Below are 14,913 nucleotides of genomic sequence, written 5' to 3'. Positions count from 1 at the left end.
GGGCGCCGTGAGCCAAGAGTCCGTCTCCTTTCCCGAAGAGCTGCCCATTTCGGCGCGCGTGCGCGACATCGCGCAGGCCATGTACGACCATCAGGTCGTGATCATCGCGGGCGAGACCGGCTCCGGAAAGACCACGCAGCTCCCGAAGATCGCGCTCGCCATGGGGCGCGGCTTGAAGGCGCGGATCGGCGTCACCCAGCCGCGCCGTATCGCCGCCACGAGCGTCGCGGCGCGTGTCGCCAAGGAGCTCGGCGTCGACCTCGGCAAGGAGGTCGGCTACAAGATTCGTTTCGCCGACCGGACGAGCCCTTCGACGTACGTCCGGTTCATGACCGACGGCATCTTGCTCGCCGAGATCCAGGGTGATCCGCTCCTGCGCGCCTACGACACGCTCATCGTGGACGAGGCCCACGAGCGCACCCTCAACATCGATTTCCTCCTCGGTTATCTGAAGCGTATCCTGCCCCGGCGAAAGGACCTGCGCGTCGTGGTCAGCTCCGCGACCCTGGAGACCGAGCGATTCTCGGCGTTCTTCGACGGCGCGCCCGTCATCCAGGTCTCGGGCCGCACGCACCCGGTCGAGACCATCTATCGGCCTGCGCGCAAGGAGGAGACCGAGCTCGCCGAGACGATCGCCAATACGATCGAGGAGATCACCGAGCTCGACCCGCGCGAGGACATCCTCGTCTTTTTGCCTGGCGAGCGCGAGATCCACGAGGTGATGGACGAGCTGCATTCACACGGCCTGCCGCACACCGTCGTCTTGCCGCTCTACGGCCGGCTCCCGCAATCCGAGCAGCAGCGCGTCTTCTCGCCCTTGCCGCAGCGCCGCGTCGTGCTCGCCACGAACGTGGCCGAGACATCGCTCACGATCCCCGGCATCGTGTACGTCATCGACGCCGGCCTCGCCCGCGTCAATCGATACCACGCGCGCTCCGGGGTCACGGCCCTGCAAATCGAGCCCATTTCACGCGCCAGCGCCGAGCAACGCAAGGGCCGCGCGGGCCGCATCCGGAGCGGCGTCTGCTTCCGCCTCTACGAAGAGCGTGATTTCGAGCTGCGCCCGGCGTACACCGATCCGGAGGTCCTGCGCGTGGGCCTCGCGGGCGCCATCTTGCAGATGAAATCGCTCGGGATCGGCGACATCCGCGATTTCTCTTTCCTCGACCCGCCCCCGCGCCGCGCCGTGGACGAGGGATACCGTGTCCTCGAGGAGATCGGCGCCATCGACGACGCGGGCGAGCTCACGGACATCGGCAAAAAACTCGCGCGGCTCCCCCTCGATCCGCGGCTCGGCCGCATGGTCCTCGGCGGCGAGCAGGAGGGCGCATTGCGCGACGTCCTCGTCGTCGCCTCGGCGCTCGGCATCCAGGACCCGCGCGAGCGCCCGCTCGCGGCGCAGAAGCAGGCCGACGAGGCGCACCGCAGGTTCCGCGACGAGGCGAGTGATTTCGCCGGGCTCGTCAAGCTCTGGCACGCCTACAAGCAGGCCGAGGCGCGCCTCTCGAAGAACCAGCTCCGCAAGTGGTGCCGCGACAACTTCCTCTCCCACCTCCGCATGCGCGAGTGGAGCGACGTCCACCAGCAGATCTCGCAAATCGTGCGGGAGATGGGCTTCCGGGTCGAGGCCACGCAAGGCGACGGCGGCGACGGCGTGCACCGCGCCATCGTGCCCGCGCTGCTCAGCAAGATCGGCATGTGGAGCGCGGAGGCGAAGGCGTATGTCGGCGCCCGCCAAACCCGTTTCCAGCTCCACCCGTCGAGTGGCCTCGCGAGGAAAGCTCCCGCCTGGATCATGGCGGCGGAGCTCGTCGAGACCTCGCAGCTCTTCGCCCGCACCGCGTCGCGGGTCGATCCTGCCTGGCTCGAGGAGTTCGGCGGATCGCTCTGCCGCAAGCACCACAGCGATCCGCACTGGGAGGAGAAACCCGCGCAGGTCATGGCCCGCGAGCAGATATCGCTCTATGGCTTGCCGATCGTGCGGGACCGGAAGATCCATTACGGCCCGATCGACCCTGCGGCCTCGCGGACGATCTTCATCACGCACGCCCTCGTCCGGCAGGAGTATGCGACGAAGGCGCGCTTCATGGAGCACAACCGAAAGCTCTTCGAGGAGGTCAAGCGCCTGCGGGACAAGGCGCGCAAGAGCGACATGCTCGCCGACGACCACGCCCTCTCCCTCTTCTTCGAGGAGCGTATCCCCGAGGGCGTCTACAGCGGCAAGACCTTCGAGGCCTGGCGCAAGGAAGCCGAGGCGAAGGACCCGCACCTGCTCGAGCTCTCGCTCGCGGACGTATTGCAAGGCGAGGCCGACGAGCTCACGCCCGAGCGATTCCCGGACACCCTCTCGCTCTATGGCACCCGATTGCCGCTCACCTACCGGTTCGATCCCGGCGAGGACGACGACGGCGTCACGATCTCCTTGCCCCTCGCGCTCCTCCCGCAGGCGGAGCCGGCCGTGCTCGAATGGACGATCCCGGGCTGGCACGCCGAGAAGATCGAATGGCTGCTCGACGCGATGCCGAAGGCCGTCCGCAAATCGGTCGGGGCCATCAAGGAGCTCTCGGCCGAGCTCGCGCGGCGCCATCGCCCCTTCGAGGGCCCGATGCTGGAGTCGCTGGCCCGCTCGATCCAGGAGCGCACGGGCGCGCGCGTGCCGATGGACGCGCTCCGCCCGGACGAGCTGCCGCCCTTTTTGCGATTTTATTTCCGCGTCCTCGACGAGGACGGCCGCGTCGTGGGCGAGGGGCGGGACCTCGCGGCGCTGAAGGAGCGATTCGCGAAGCGCGCGCGTGACGCCTGGGCGGGCGCGTCGAAAGCGACGCTCGAGCGCGAGGGCCTCACGTCCTGGAATTTCGAGACGTTACCGGAGGAGGTGCGTATCGAGGTCGCCGGGCGCAAGCTCGCCGGGTATCCGGCGCTCGTCGACACCGAGATGTCCGTGGCATTGCGCGTGCTCGCCTCGCGCGAGGCGGCCGACGAGGCGACCCGCGGCGGCCTGCGGCGGCTCATCTTGCTGCAAATGAGCATGCCGATGAACAAGATGGAGCACCAGGTCTCGGCAGCCGTCGCCACGGGCGCCCTGGCCGAGCGCGCGGGCGCGGGCGGCACGCCTTTGCGCCGGCAAATCGTGCTCCGGGCGCTCGACGACGCCTTTGGCTTGAACGACCCTCTCCGCTTCCCGCGCACGCGCAAGGATTTCCTCGCGCGCCTCGACAAGGGCAAGGTCGATCTCGCCGCGAGCATCAGCCGCCTCGGCAAGCTCGCGCAGGAGATCGGGGCCGAGCTCGCGCGGGCCGAGCAATCGCTGCGCGCGCTCGCGGGCAAACCCGGCGCCCCTCGCGCCTCTTTGCAGGAGATCCGGGTGCAGCTCGACCATTTGATCCCGCCGGGCATGTTCCTTCGCGAGCGCGTGGAGCGCCTCGCGCACCTGCCGCGATATCTGCGGGCCGTGCAGATCCGGCTCGAGCGAATGCCGAACGGCCCGCAGAAGGATCAATCGAAGGCCGAGCAGGTCGCGCCCTTCTGGAAGAACTACCTCGACCACCACGAGGGCCTCCGCGGGCGGGGGGTGCCTGCGGAGGACCTCGACACGTTCCGGTGGCTCATCGAGGAGCTCCGGGTCTCGCTCTTCGCGCCGGAGCTGAAGACGGCGGTCACGGTGTCGCCGCAGCGGCTCGGCGAGTTCTGGCGGGTGTTATCGGGGTGAGGGGGGCTCTCGGGATCAGGCCGGCGAGCTCGACGACGCCGGCGCCTCGGCCTCCGTCTTGTTTTTCTCGCGCGCCGCGGCCGACTTCTGCCCGGTCTCGAAGTGATAATCGATCAGCGCCTCGAATGGCGCGGCCACCTCTACGCCATTCACGGCCCGCTCGGCCCGGCGCCGCACCTGATGGGCCATCTCGCCGAGGCGATAGGCGATCTCGTGCGACCACACGAGGCGGGTCTCGTGGAGCAGCTCCCGGAGCTTCTCCACGGCGGGCAGCACCTCCTCGACCCGCTGGAGGTTTTGCGAGAGCGTCGCGAGCTCCGCGACCTCGACCTCGCTGAGCCCCGCGCGTTGCCGCGCCGCCGGCTCTGCCAGGAGCACGGCCAGAATGGCCAGCGCGTGCCCTTCGCGGAGCTTGCTGAGCCGGGCGACGTGCTCGGGCGTGATGTCCACGACCTCGATATCGCTGAGGTCCATGACGAGGTCGCCGGGCTTGGGATGCTGGGGGTTACTCATGGCAATGGGTCTCCTCTTCCTCGCAGGAAGGGTGAGGGTCTCTCGAACGTGGCCTCGACGCCGATTGCGCCGCGGTCGAGACCCATAAAAGCAAAGCTAATGCCAGCCCGTGAGAGGGTAGCGACCCTCACGAAGAGGGGTCGTTTCTATCTCCACGACGGGTGCGTGTTGGAGGGCGAGGGTCGGGACCGTTCCGGGCTCCCGTGGGCACGGTGTGCGCGGGGGGACGAGGCTGTCTTCGTGAACGATTTCGAGGGTATGGCGGGTAGGATCGAAGTGGATTCGAGGAGGGCTCGAAGGGTCTCCGCGGGGGCTCGGACCCACCTCTGGGAGGGTACGTACCCTCGGAGGCAGGGTCGAGACCGGGCGCGCCCGGGGACCGGACAAGTTCCGAGAGATGTCCGGATTTGTCCAGATTTGTCCGGACATGTCCGGAGGACGGGTGCGACCGTCTCCGGGAGGGGTGCGACCCTGTTGGAGGAGGGTCGGGACCCTCCACATCCCCGGGAACATCTCCCCCCCGACCGGCTACTCTCCCCCTCGGATGTCCCGCCGCGCCCTCTGCACCGTGATCCTCTCGGTCCTCGGGCACGCCCTTTTCCTCTACGTCGGCGCCCCGCGCGCCCGCGAGCTGCCCCGGACGCTCGACCACGCGGCGACCTCGCCCATCACCGCCTCCGCCGACGCCCTCGCGCGGAGAGAGCGCGCTCGCGAGGCCCGGCGAAGGCTCGTCGAGGCCGCGCGCCTCGAGCGCCGGGAGGGCCGCCTCGCGCTCGGCAATTTCCTCCTCGAAGCAAATCGTATCGACGCCGAGGAGGCCGGCGAGGACCTCGATATGGCCGAGGCACGAGCCCGGTACGAGGATCGACTCGCGCGGCTGCGGGAAGCCCTCCGCGACGGCGACCCCGTCACGCTCGCCGTGCCCTTCGCCTTCGAGGATATGACGTATCACGGCCAGCCCGGCGGGCGTATGGCGGATGCGCTGCTCGACGGGGGCGGGTCCTGCGAGCAGATCGCCCAGCTCGTCGTCGCGGCCGTGTTCGACGCGGGAAAGCCTGCCGAGGTCGCATTGCGATTTTACGGAAAACCCATGGCCGACGGCGTCACGCACCTCGCGCCCATTGCGATTCGGGGCCATGCCGAGCACGACCTCATGTCGGGAGCACCCGCCGCCCCGGGCGGCAGCCGCCTCGCGCCCGACGAGCTCGTCGAGGTCTATGCCCGCGTGCACGGCCTCGCCCCGCCGATCGCCGCTTCTCCCGGCGGGGGCGAGCAAGGCGGATCCGCGGCGGCGGCGGCGGCGACGACGACGGCCTCGCGTCCCTCCCTCTCCGCCGGCTTTCCGCCGAATGCCGACGTCTACCCCGGCGCCCTGCCGCTTTATTCCGTGCGCGCGGTCAAACATCCGCTCGAGGGGGGCGAGGTCCTCGACGATCCGAGCTTCGCCGCCGAGGGCGCGCGCCATTGCGCCTATTTCCTCCGGATGGCCTCGCTCAGCCCGCCGACGATCGACGTCGAGCGAGGCGTCGTGCTCGAACCTCACCCCACGCCGAGGCCGCAGCGCCTCGAGCGCGAGGCATTCCTCCTGCGCGTGGCCCAGGACCTCGCGAAGAGCCCCGAGGCCGACGAGGCGGACCGGCTCATGAGTTATGCTTGCCTCACCGCGCTCGGGGAGGTCGCCGGCACCGATTTCACCCTCGCGGGCGAGCGCCGCCTGGCGCTCTCCGCCGTGGCCACCGGAAAAGCGGCCCGCGAGGCGGGGGAGGAGGCCCTCGCCGCGATTCGCTGGTCGAGCGAGGACGGCGCGCGTATCGCCCGGAGGCTCGAGACCGATTATGCAGGCCGGGCCTGGATCCTGCTCTTCTTGAAGGGCGGCGGCGACGTGGTCCTCGACCTCACGCTGCGCTCCTCGCGGGAGAGCTGGGGGCGCGTGAATGCGCTCGGGGCGCTCGTGCTTTTCCCCGAGACCCGCGCGCGCGCCATCGAGGCGACGGCGTCGTTATCGATCCGCGACCAGGTCGACGTGATGCACGAGGTCTTCCACGCCCACGATCACCTCCGCCCCTGGGCCACGAATTACGACCTCGAAGAGCCGCCGGGCGCTTCTCCGGCCGTGTCACGGTTCGTCCGGGCGTATCGTGTCTTCCGCGGCGTCGCGTTTCGCCTCTGGGAGGGGCAACGCGAGGTCGGCGAGACGCTCGCCGCCCTGCGCGAGGAGGCGCGCGCCGCGGGCCTCGGCGTGGCCTGGGAGGCGGCGATGCTCGATTACCACGCGCGTAACGTGCTCGGCCTCCACGCTCCGCGCCCCGCGGGCTTCGAGGTGGTCGCGCCGCTCGTGGAGGCGACGCGGCGCAATCCGGATCCATCGCTGGATCTGCTCCGCAAGCAGCTCGCGTACATCGAGGCCGAGGGGCGGCTCGACGCGCGGACGCTGGCGGATGCGTTCCGGATGCGGTGATTCAGAACGAGACGCCCGCCGCCGCGAGCAGATCGTCCCGCACGAGCGTCCCCGTCTCGTCGATCGGATGGTTGTCCTTCTCGACGCCGAGCGCGCGAATGGCCGTCACGTCCGCGCTCCCTTTCACCGTGTACTTCAGCGTCGGCGACCGCCGCGCCTCGTCGACCACGCCCGGCACGAGCGTGAACGGTATCGCCACCGGCACGCGCACGACCGTCGATTGGCCCGCGGCGAGCCACTGGTTCGGGCTGTAATCGATCGGCGGCAGCGTGTACTTCTCCGCGAACGCCACCGTCACCCGCACGTTCCGGATCTCGATGTCGAACGAGTTCGGGTTGTCGACGGTCAGATACACGTCGAGCCCGATTCCCCGCAGCGACGCGGAGCGAAGCTCGGCGTGGTGCAGGCGCAGGGTGGGTTTTTCGGCGGCGCAGCCGGCCGCGCAAAGGCCGAGGGCCGTGACGAGGAGCAGGTGGGGGAGGAGCTTCGTCATCGCTTGCCGGGACGAGGGTAGATCAGGTTCTCCACGATGGGAACCAATTCGAGCGCGCCGCGCGTCGCCACGTACGTCCTCGATCGCGGAAAAGAACACGCTTGACAGGCGCCGCGGCATGGCCTCCTCTTCCGCGTTGCGCGGGCGCATGAAGAGCATCGACATCGGCATCATCGGCTGCGGCACCGCGGGGAGCGCCGCGGCCCTCTTCCTCTCGCGGGCGGGGCATCGGGTCACGGTCTACGAGCGCGTCGCCGATCCGGGCCCCGTCGGCGCGGGCGTCATGCTCCAGCCCACGGGGCAGGCGGTTTTGTCGCTGCTCGGCCTGCGCGAGGCCGTGCTCGCCCGCTGCGCGCCCATCACCCGCATGACGTGCCACACGGCGGGCGGACGGGAGCTCTTCGACCTTCGTTATGGTGACATCCCCGGCGATCACGTCGGGTACGGCCTGCACCGCGGCGTGCTCTTCGAGCACCTCTTTCGCGCCGTGAAGGCGGCCGACGTGCGCTTGCGCCTCGGCGTGACGGTCGAGAACCTCGAAAACGCAGGCAATGGACGAGGGTTGTATTTCCTCACGCCCGAGGGCGAGCGCCTCGGGCCCCACGCCGCGTGTATCGTCGCCGACGGCGCGCGCTCGCAGCTCCGGGACGATACCTCGATCCGGAAGAGCATTCGCCCCTATCCATGGGGCGCGTTGTGGTTTGTCGGAGAAGATCCCGCGGGGGCCTTTCGAGGCGAGCTCGCGCAGGTCGTGCGCGGCACGCAGCGCATGGTGGGCCTCTTGCCGACGGGGCTCGGTCCGGGCGACGGGCCGGCTGCGGACAAGGTCAGCCTCTTTTACAGCCTGCCCGCCGCCGGGCTCGACGCCTGGCGCGAAGCGGGGCTCGACGCGTGGAAGCGCGAGGTGCGCGCGATCGCGCCGTCCGCCGAGCCGGTGCTCGATCAGATCGAATCGGCCGAGCAGGTGCTCTTCGCGCGATATCACGACGTCTCGATGTATCCGTGGAACGACGAGCGCGTCGTGTACCTCGGCGACGCGGCGCACGCGATGAGCCCGCAGCTCGGCCAGGGGGCGAACCTCGCGCTCTGGGACGCGATGGTCCTCGCCGAGGCGCTCGCGGGCCACGCCTCCGTGCCGATCGCGCTCGACGCGTATTCACGCGCCCGCCGCTCCCACCTCGATTATTACCAGTTCGCCACGCGCTGGCTGACCCCGTTTTTCCAGAGCGACCTCACGCCGCTCGGCTGGCTCCGCGATCTCGGCTTCCCGATCGCCGCGGCCCTGCCTCCCCTGCGCCGCTTGATGGTGCGCAGTATGTGCGGGATCGCGCAGGGGATCGGGATCGACGCGCCCATGGTCTTGCCCGCGCCCGATCCCCCGCCGCGGCTCGGCCCGGCCGCCTGACGTTCACTTCGGAGATTCGAGCACCGCCACGGTCCACTGCGGGCTCACGTATTGCGCCGCGATGTTCTGGCCCGGGATCCAGAACGCCGGCTGGCTCGGATCCGCCGTCCCCGCCGCGAGCTTCTCCCGGTCGAGCGCGGTGATCCAGAGCTGCTTGCATTGCTTCTGCCCCTGCACGAGGCCACAGGCGGCGCTGTTCGCCGGCGTCAGCTTGTGCCCGTACGGCCGCTCCGACGCATACGCGAGCCACACCCATCTCTTCCCGAGCGTCGGCGCCCATTGCGACCACGTGCTGCTCCAGACCCCGTCCGGCCCGTTCGAGGCGCCGCGGCCGAGCTCGATCACGGCCCCGTCGCTCCTGCGCACGATCGCGATCCGGCCCGAGAGGTTGATCAGCGATTGTTGCGTCTTGATCGACCACCACCCGTTCGCCCGCGTGAACGACACGACCGAGCCGTCCGGCGAGATGCTCGGCAGCACGTTGTTCTCGCCCGTATCCGGGTTCGCCCCCGCGGCCTCGGGCGCGGCGACGAGCACCTTCGGCGTGCCGAACTGGAACGAGCCGTCGGGCATGTATTGCACCGGCATCTCGACGACCGACCCGAGCACCGTGTCGTCGCCGAGCAGCCGCACGTAATTCGCGTCGCTGTCGTACGTGGTGAAAACGACGAAATCCCCGCCCGGCGACCAGTCCGGCATCAACGTCGCGTGGCCCACGGCGGTCGGCAGCTCCCCGATCGCCTCGGCGAGGTTGTTCGTGATCGGCTGGTTCGTGTCGGGATCGACGAGCAGGAGCCGCACCGTGCCCGCCGTGTTTTGCGGGACGTTGTCGGGCGAGGTGTAGATCATCGCGGGCCGCGTCGTGTCCTCGAGCGGGTTGAACGCGGCGTACGTGCCGCGCACGGCGGGGCTCGGCGTGATGGTCGAGGCGTAGAGCTTCTGTGCGCCGTCGTAGGCGAGCGCGCCGAAATTGAAATTGCCGCCGTTGAAGCTGTAGGCGAAGCGCTTGCCGTCGCGCGAGATGCGGTGACAGCCGGAGCAGGGTTGTCCGGGCGCGAGCGCGGGGCTGTTCGTCGGCAGCGGCACGTCCGTGCCCTTGATGATGTCGAGCACGCGGAAGCTGCCCGTCGACGATTGCCACACGTAAATCGCGCTCTCGTCGATCCCGTCGGAGGCGACCGTGAGCGAGCGGGGGCTGCCGGCGCGCACCACCGCATTCGGCCCGAGGCCGTCGACCGAGAGGCTCACGGCTTCGTCCGGGCTCGACTGGGCGACCTTCGCCCACACCTCGGGCGGGAAGAGCAGCTCCCGCCCCGTCGTGAAGAGCGTGACGTCGAGGATGTCGGGGCTCGTGATGCGCACGCGATAGAGGTTGCTGTCGCCGCCCGGCGTCCATTGCGCCTCGATGGGCGGCAGGTTCGCCGGCAGCACCACGCCGTCCTCGGGGTACTCGAGGGCCGGGGCATTCGCGGGGTCGGGATCGGCGCCGGCCGCGTCGAAGGCGTCCTTCGTCGAGGCGTCCGTGCCCGGGAGGAAGACGTCGCCGCGGAGCGTCAGCGTGAGCGACGCCTCGGCCGTCACGCCGTCGTACGTCGCGAAGACCTTCGATTTCCCGCCGAGCCCCTTCACCGAGACGCTGCCGCCGACGACGTCCGCGAGCGCGGGGTTTCCCACGAACCATTCCACCTCGCTCGTGACGTCGATCTCGGGCTCACCCTCGCGCTTGGCATAAGCGCGATGCGGAATCGCGGGCGCCGCGCCCGAGAGGTCGAGCGTGATCGAGGTCTCCGGCGGATCGATGCGGAGCGAGACGGACGCGGGCGCATCCGTGCCGGCGTCACCGTTCGAGCTGCCGGAGGTGCCGGTGCCCTGCGTATCCGTGCAGGCAGAGGCGGCCGCGCCGAGGACGGCGAGGCCGAGGGCGAAGAGGAAGGCGTGTCTTTGGCGAGGTCGCATGCTGCGAGGATACACGCTTCTCCCGCGGCGCGCGGGGGATTCGCCGCGAGATTCTTGGCCCTCTCCGCGGGCCCGTGCCACTCACACCGGAAATTCACCCGAGCGGAGAGGTGCTGCCTTGATACGACCCATCGCCGTCCTCGTCGCGGGCATGCTCCTCTCGAGGCCGGGGATGCCGAAGGACGAGGCGCATCGTTATGCCAAGGTCCTCGCCGAGGTCGCGGCGGCGCGGGGCTTCGACCCGCTCGTCGCCGTGGCGATCGTGCATTTCGAGACGCAATGGCGTCCGTCGCTCGTCTCGGCCGACGGCGAGGATCACGGCCTCGGGCAGGTGCGCGCCCGGTACGCGGGCGCCTGCCGCGACGACGCGGACCCGGTGAACGCGCCAAGCGAAGCGTGCCAGCGCGTGAAGGACTCGCTGCTCGACGGCGCCACGAACCTCCGGCGCATGGGCGGGATCATCGCGGCCAACATGCAATTCTGCAAGGAGAAGACGGGCAGCGCGAAGGTCGAGCGCTGGCTGTCGGGTTACCAGGGTTATGGCGACCCCGCGCGCGGGCGGTTCTGCGAGCCGGGCGAGAAGACGCGAATCGTGCTCGATTATTACAAGGAGCTCGTCGCGAAGCTCGCGCCCCCGCCGAAGCCCGCGCCCAAAGCCAAGGCCAAGCCCAGGCCCAGGATGCCGCCGGACCACGGCGCGGAGCCCTCGCGTAATCTGCCGACGAAGAGCCCGGCGCGCGGCGCGAAGGCGCAGGCGACGAAAAAAAACGAAGGGACGAAGAAGGTGGCGCGCGCGAAGGCCCGCAAGGCGCACGCGACGCGGCCGCTCAAACGCTGAGCGCGGCTGCCTGGGGGGCGGCCTTCTTCGGCTCGGCCCGCCGCACCCCGCGCCGCATCGACGTCTTGCCCACCGCGACGTCGACCATCTTCTTCACCCGCGAGAACACGCTCTCCTGCACGTAGGGGATCCCGTACTTCTCGCAGAGCGCCTTCACCTTCGGCTGCACCTCCTGGTATTTGCGCATCGGGATGTCCGGGAAGAGGTGGTGCTCGATCTGGTAATTGAGCCAGAGGTGCGCGAAATCGACGAGGTCGCCGCCGGTCCTGTAATTCACCGAGCCGATCACCTGCCGCACGAAGAACTCCGCGCGCGAGGCGGGGCGGTCGTCGAAACGGTAGAGGTCGTCGCCCGTGTGGTTCGGGCCGATGACGCAGAACGTGTGCACGTTCGTGATCACCTCGGCCATCAGCGAGTTGCAGAACGCGCTGAAGACGCCCCAGGGGCCGAGCGGGAGATGACAGAGCGGCAGGAGCCCGAAATGGATCGCCGCATAGGGCAGATAACACCGGAGCCAGAGCTCGCGGTCCTGGCCCTCTTTCGACGGGGCCTTGCCGTCCCGCTCCGCGTGGCGCTCGCGATACACCTCCAGCGTGCTCGGCGCATAATACGAGGCCCGCCACGTGAGCGCGAGCAGCCCCATGAGCCCGTACCGGACCGGCATCGAATGCTCGCGCAGCTCCTCCGTGTTGCGCTCGATGAGGTCCCGGTCGTCGAGCTCCCCCGTGTAGGAGTGGTGCAGGACGTTGTGCTCGTAAATCCACGCCTCCGGCAGAATCCAATCACACCAATCCAGGAATCGACGCTTCCCGCGGGCGAAGACCTTGCTCGTGTACCGCGCGGGGACGCCCGGCACCTTGTCGTAACCACGATGACCGATGTGGTGCATGAGGATCCACCGCGTCGATCGGCCGACGCCGAGCAGCAATGCGCTCGCGGGGTTCGGCGCGAGGCCCGCGCTGAGCATGCCGAGCGCGGTGCAAGCGCGCCCCCAGCGCTCGAGCTTGTAGAGGTGCCGCAGATCGTCCTCCCCGAGCGAGTCGTCGATCTCGCGCCGTAAGGCCTTGATGTCCGCGTGGAATGCTTCGAGGTCGATGGTGGAGAGGTCGAAAGGAGGCGTCGTGTGCATGGTCGTTCGGGCGGCTCGCTCTAGCACTCTTCCCCCTGGACGGAAAGCGCCGGTGAGCTCGCGCGGGGGTGAACCGGAGAAGCGTGCTCGGGCTTTCGGCGGGCGCGGAGGCCGTGGTAGGGTCGGCGGCATGTCCACTGTCGTTGTTTTCGAGACCAACCACGGCTCCTTCGAGATCACCCTCGACCCGAAGAGCGCTCCCGAGACCGTCGCCAATTTCCTTCGTTACGTCGACGAGGGGCACTACGAGGGGACCATCTTCCACCGCGTCATTCCGAACTTCATGGTGCAGGGCGGGGGATACGAGGCGTCGTACGAAAAGAAGCCCACGCACGAGCCCGTCAAGAACGAGGCCGACAACGGTCGGAAGAACACGCGCGGCACCGTCGCCATGGCGCGCACGAGCGAGCCACACTCGGCGACGGCGCAGTTCTTCGTCAACGTCGCCGATAACGCGTTCCTCGACCACACGTCGAAGACCGGCGCCGGCTGGGGGTATGCCGTGTTCGGCGACGTGACCGCGGGCATGGACGTCGTCGACCGGATCGTCTCCCAGAAGACGGGCGCGCAAGGCCCGTTCTCCAAGGACGCGCCGCTCGAGCCCGTCGTGATCCGCTCGGCCCGCGCCCGCTGAGCCGCCGCCGCGCGTCGCTCATGTAAATACGACGCCTACATCCCCGCACCCGCTTGCCACCAAAACATAGAAGTTTCGGGTGGTTACGAGCAAGTTTGAACGTGTTCAGATTTTGTCTTGACGGGTGTCGTGTCTGCATCCATCATCTGAACATGTTCAAACTTGGTCGCGCCGGCGGGCTCCGGTGGGCCGTTGTGTAGGAGAGGATGCAATGGAGAACACGATGATGGATGCGGCGTCGTATCTGGTTCCGGTGTATGCGGCGTATGCGTTGACGAGCGTGGGGCTGACCGTGGGGCTCGCGCGGACGTTGTTCCGCAGCGGCGCGGTGTTCCTCGCGGACGTCTTCAAGGACAACCCCCAGATGGCCGAGGCCGTGAACCGGCTGCTCGTCGTCGGCTTCTACCTGCTCAATTTCGGGTATGCCTGCCTCATCATGAAGGCGGATCGAGCGACGGACGTCATCTCGGCCATCGAGATCCTCGCCGCCAAGCTCGGCCTCTTGCTCCTGTCGCTCGGCGTGATCCATTTCGGTAACGTCTACCTCTTCCACCGCATGCGCCGTCGCGCGCAGATGGCCGTGCTGCCGCCGCCGGTCGTCCCCCAGCTCAAAATGGTCCACGCTCACGCCGGGTGATCACGTTTTCCTCGAAGCGAGGAGGAGGCCTCCCATGAAGCGGCTCACGGTCCTTTATGACGAAACCTGCGCGCTCTGCGTGCGCTGCCGCGATTGGCTCCTCGGCCAGGAAGCGTATGTCGAGCTCGAGCTGCTCGCCTGCGGCAGCGAGGAGGCAAAACGCCGGTATGCAGGCGTGCCGTGGCTCGGCGAGGAGCTCGTCGTGGTGAGCGACGAGGGCGACGTCTGGGCGGGCGCGGCCGCGTTCCTGCTTTGCCTCTGGGCGCTCGTGGAATGGCGGCCCTGGTCGTACCGCCTCTCCGGCCCGACGTTCGCCCCGCTCGCCGAGCGGTTCTTCCACGCGCTCTCCAGCAAGCGCCGCACGATCGCCGCGTGGATCACGCCGGACGATTGCCCCGGCGGGAGCTGCCGGGTAGGGTACGCGGGAGGGCATTATCGATGAAAGAACGCAAGCGCCGTCCGAGCGGCGAGGCGAGCCGCGAGCACATCCTCGAAACGGCGCTTCGGCTCTTTCGCGAGAAGGGCTTCGACGGGACGACGATGCGCGACATCGCCGCCACCGCCGGCCTCTCGCTCGGCGCCGCCTATTACTGGTTCCCCTCGAAGGAGGCCCTCGTGCTCGCGTATTACGCGCGCCAGCAGGACACGCACGCGGAGGCGTCGAGGGCCGCCCTCGCGAGCCTGCCCGATCTGCGATCGAGGCTCGGGGCCGTGATGCACGCGAAGATCGACATGCTGAAGGACGACCGGAAGCTCCTCCGGGCCATTCTGCGGAGCACGCTCGGCGCGGACGAGCCGATCTCGGTCTTCAGCGAGGAGACGTCCGCCGTGCGCCGCCAGAGCATCGACATTTTCCTCGAAACGATCAAGGCGGACGAGAGCATCCCCGAGGACGCGAGGCCTCTGCTCGCGCAGATGCTCTGGACCCTGCACCTCGGCTTGCTCCTTTACTTCGTGAACGACACGTCCGAGGACCTCGGGAAGACCCGCGCGCTCGTGGACGGCTCGCTCGACCTCGTCTGCAATCTCGCGCCGCTGCTCGCGTCTCCCATGCTCGCGCCGACGCGCGAGCAGATCACGTCGCTCCTCTCGGATGCAGGGCTCTTCGCCGCGAAGAAATGACGGATTGACACGGGCCCCG

12 protein-coding genes are annotated in these 14,913 nt (G+C 68.9%); 8 read left to right on the top strand and 4 right to left on the bottom strand.

What is annotated here, in order from left to right; genetic code table 11:
• The first annotated feature begins 7 nt into the window (after positions 1-7).
• Positions 8-3,709, top strand: coding sequence for an ATP-dependent RNA helicase HrpA (gene hrpA, locus GF068_RS18280; protein ID WP_338046448.1), 3,702 nt, complete (start codon positions 8-10; stop codon positions 3,707-3,709).
• Between the two features lie 15 nt (positions 3,710-3,724).
• On the opposite strand, the gene GF068_RS18275 is transcribed toward hrpA, so the two are convergent.
• Entirely contained in the window at positions 3,725-4,222 is a 498-nt protein-coding gene (locus GF068_RS18275) for a hypothetical protein (protein ID WP_153820692.1), read from the bottom strand.
• A 544-nt stretch (positions 4,223-4,766) separates the two neighbouring features.
• Here GF068_RS18275 and GF068_RS18270 point away from each other — a divergent pair.
• Positions 4,767-6,680: a hypothetical protein gene (locus GF068_RS18270; protein ID WP_153820691.1), complete on the top strand. Its 1,914-nt coding sequence runs from the start codon at positions 4,767-4,769 to the stop codon at positions 6,678-6,680.
• Position 6,681: 1 nt separating this feature from the next.
• Here GF068_RS18270 and GF068_RS18265 read toward each other — a convergent pair whose 3' ends face one another.
• Positions 6,682-7,173: an LEA/WHy family protein gene (locus GF068_RS18265; RefSeq protein WP_170319556.1), complete on the bottom strand. Its 492-nt coding sequence runs from the start codon at positions 7,171-7,173 to the stop codon at positions 6,682-6,684.
• Between the two features lie 118 nt (positions 7,174-7,291).
• Here GF068_RS18265 and GF068_RS18260 point away from each other — a divergent pair, with 118 nt between their 5' ends.
• Positions 7,292-8,578 carry an FAD-dependent oxidoreductase gene (locus tag GF068_RS18260; RefSeq protein ID WP_170319555.1) on the top strand — a complete coding sequence of 429 codons (1,287 nt, stop codon included), beginning with the start codon at positions 7,292-7,294 and terminating at the stop codon, positions 8,576-8,578.
• A 3-nt stretch (positions 8,579-8,581) separates the two neighbouring features.
• Here GF068_RS18260 and GF068_RS18255 read toward each other — a convergent pair whose 3' ends face one another.
• Positions 8,582-10,534 carry a TolB-like translocation protein gene (locus tag GF068_RS18255; protein ID WP_153820689.1) on the bottom strand — a complete coding sequence of 651 codons (1,953 nt, stop codon included), beginning with the start codon at positions 10,532-10,534 and terminating at the stop codon, positions 8,582-8,584.
• 118 nt (positions 10,535-10,652) lie between these two features.
• Between GF068_RS18255 and GF068_RS18250 the strand changes: the two genes are divergently transcribed.
• On the top strand, positions 10,653-11,372 hold the full coding sequence (locus GF068_RS18250; protein WP_153820688.1) for a hypothetical protein: 720 nt from the start codon (positions 10,653-10,655) through the stop codon (positions 11,370-11,372).
• Here GF068_RS18250 and GF068_RS18245 read toward each other — a convergent pair.
• Complete coding sequence (locus GF068_RS18245; protein ID WP_153820687.1) at positions 11,362-12,501, bottom strand: fatty acid desaturase family protein; 1,140 nt, start codon at positions 12,499-12,501, stop codon at positions 11,362-11,364. The genes GF068_RS18250 and GF068_RS18245 overlap by 11 nt on opposite strands.
• 130 nt (positions 12,502-12,631) lie before the next feature.
• On the opposite strand from GF068_RS18245, the gene GF068_RS18240 reads away from it, so the two are divergent.
• The 4 genes from GF068_RS18240 (at position 12,632) to GF068_RS18225 (ending at position 14,894) form a co-directional block, all read left to right on the top strand.
• Entirely contained in the window at positions 12,632-13,135 is a 504-nt protein-coding gene (locus GF068_RS18240) for a peptidylprolyl isomerase (RefSeq protein WP_153820686.1), read from the top strand.
• A gap of 211 nt (positions 13,136-13,346) precedes the next feature.
• The gene (locus GF068_RS18235; protein WP_206079497.1) at positions 13,347-13,772 is read left to right on the top strand and encodes a hypothetical protein; all 426 of its coding nucleotides are present in this window, start codon (positions 13,347-13,349) and stop codon (positions 13,770-13,772) included.
• 34 nt (positions 13,773-13,806) lie between these two features.
• The gene (locus tag GF068_RS18230) at positions 13,807-14,214 is read left to right on the top strand and encodes a thiol-disulfide oxidoreductase DCC family protein (protein ID WP_153820685.1); all 408 of its coding nucleotides are present in this window, start codon (positions 13,807-13,809) and stop codon (positions 14,212-14,214) included.
• Complete coding sequence (locus tag GF068_RS18225) at positions 14,211-14,894, top strand: TetR/AcrR family transcriptional regulator (protein ID WP_170319554.1); 684 nt, start codon at positions 14,211-14,213, stop codon at positions 14,892-14,894. Before GF068_RS18230 ends, GF068_RS18225 begins: the two co-directional genes overlap by 4 nt.
• Positions 14,895-14,913 lie beyond the last annotated feature (19 nt).

Origin of the sequence: Polyangium spumosum (genome assembly GCF_009649845.1) — a bacterium.
GTDB classification, from domain to species: Bacteria; Myxococcota_A; Polyangia; order Polyangiales; family Polyangiaceae; genus Polyangium; species Polyangium spumosum.
The sequence above is the reverse complement of the archived record's forward strand: the minus strand, read 5'-3'. Positions and strand labels throughout refer to the sequence as shown.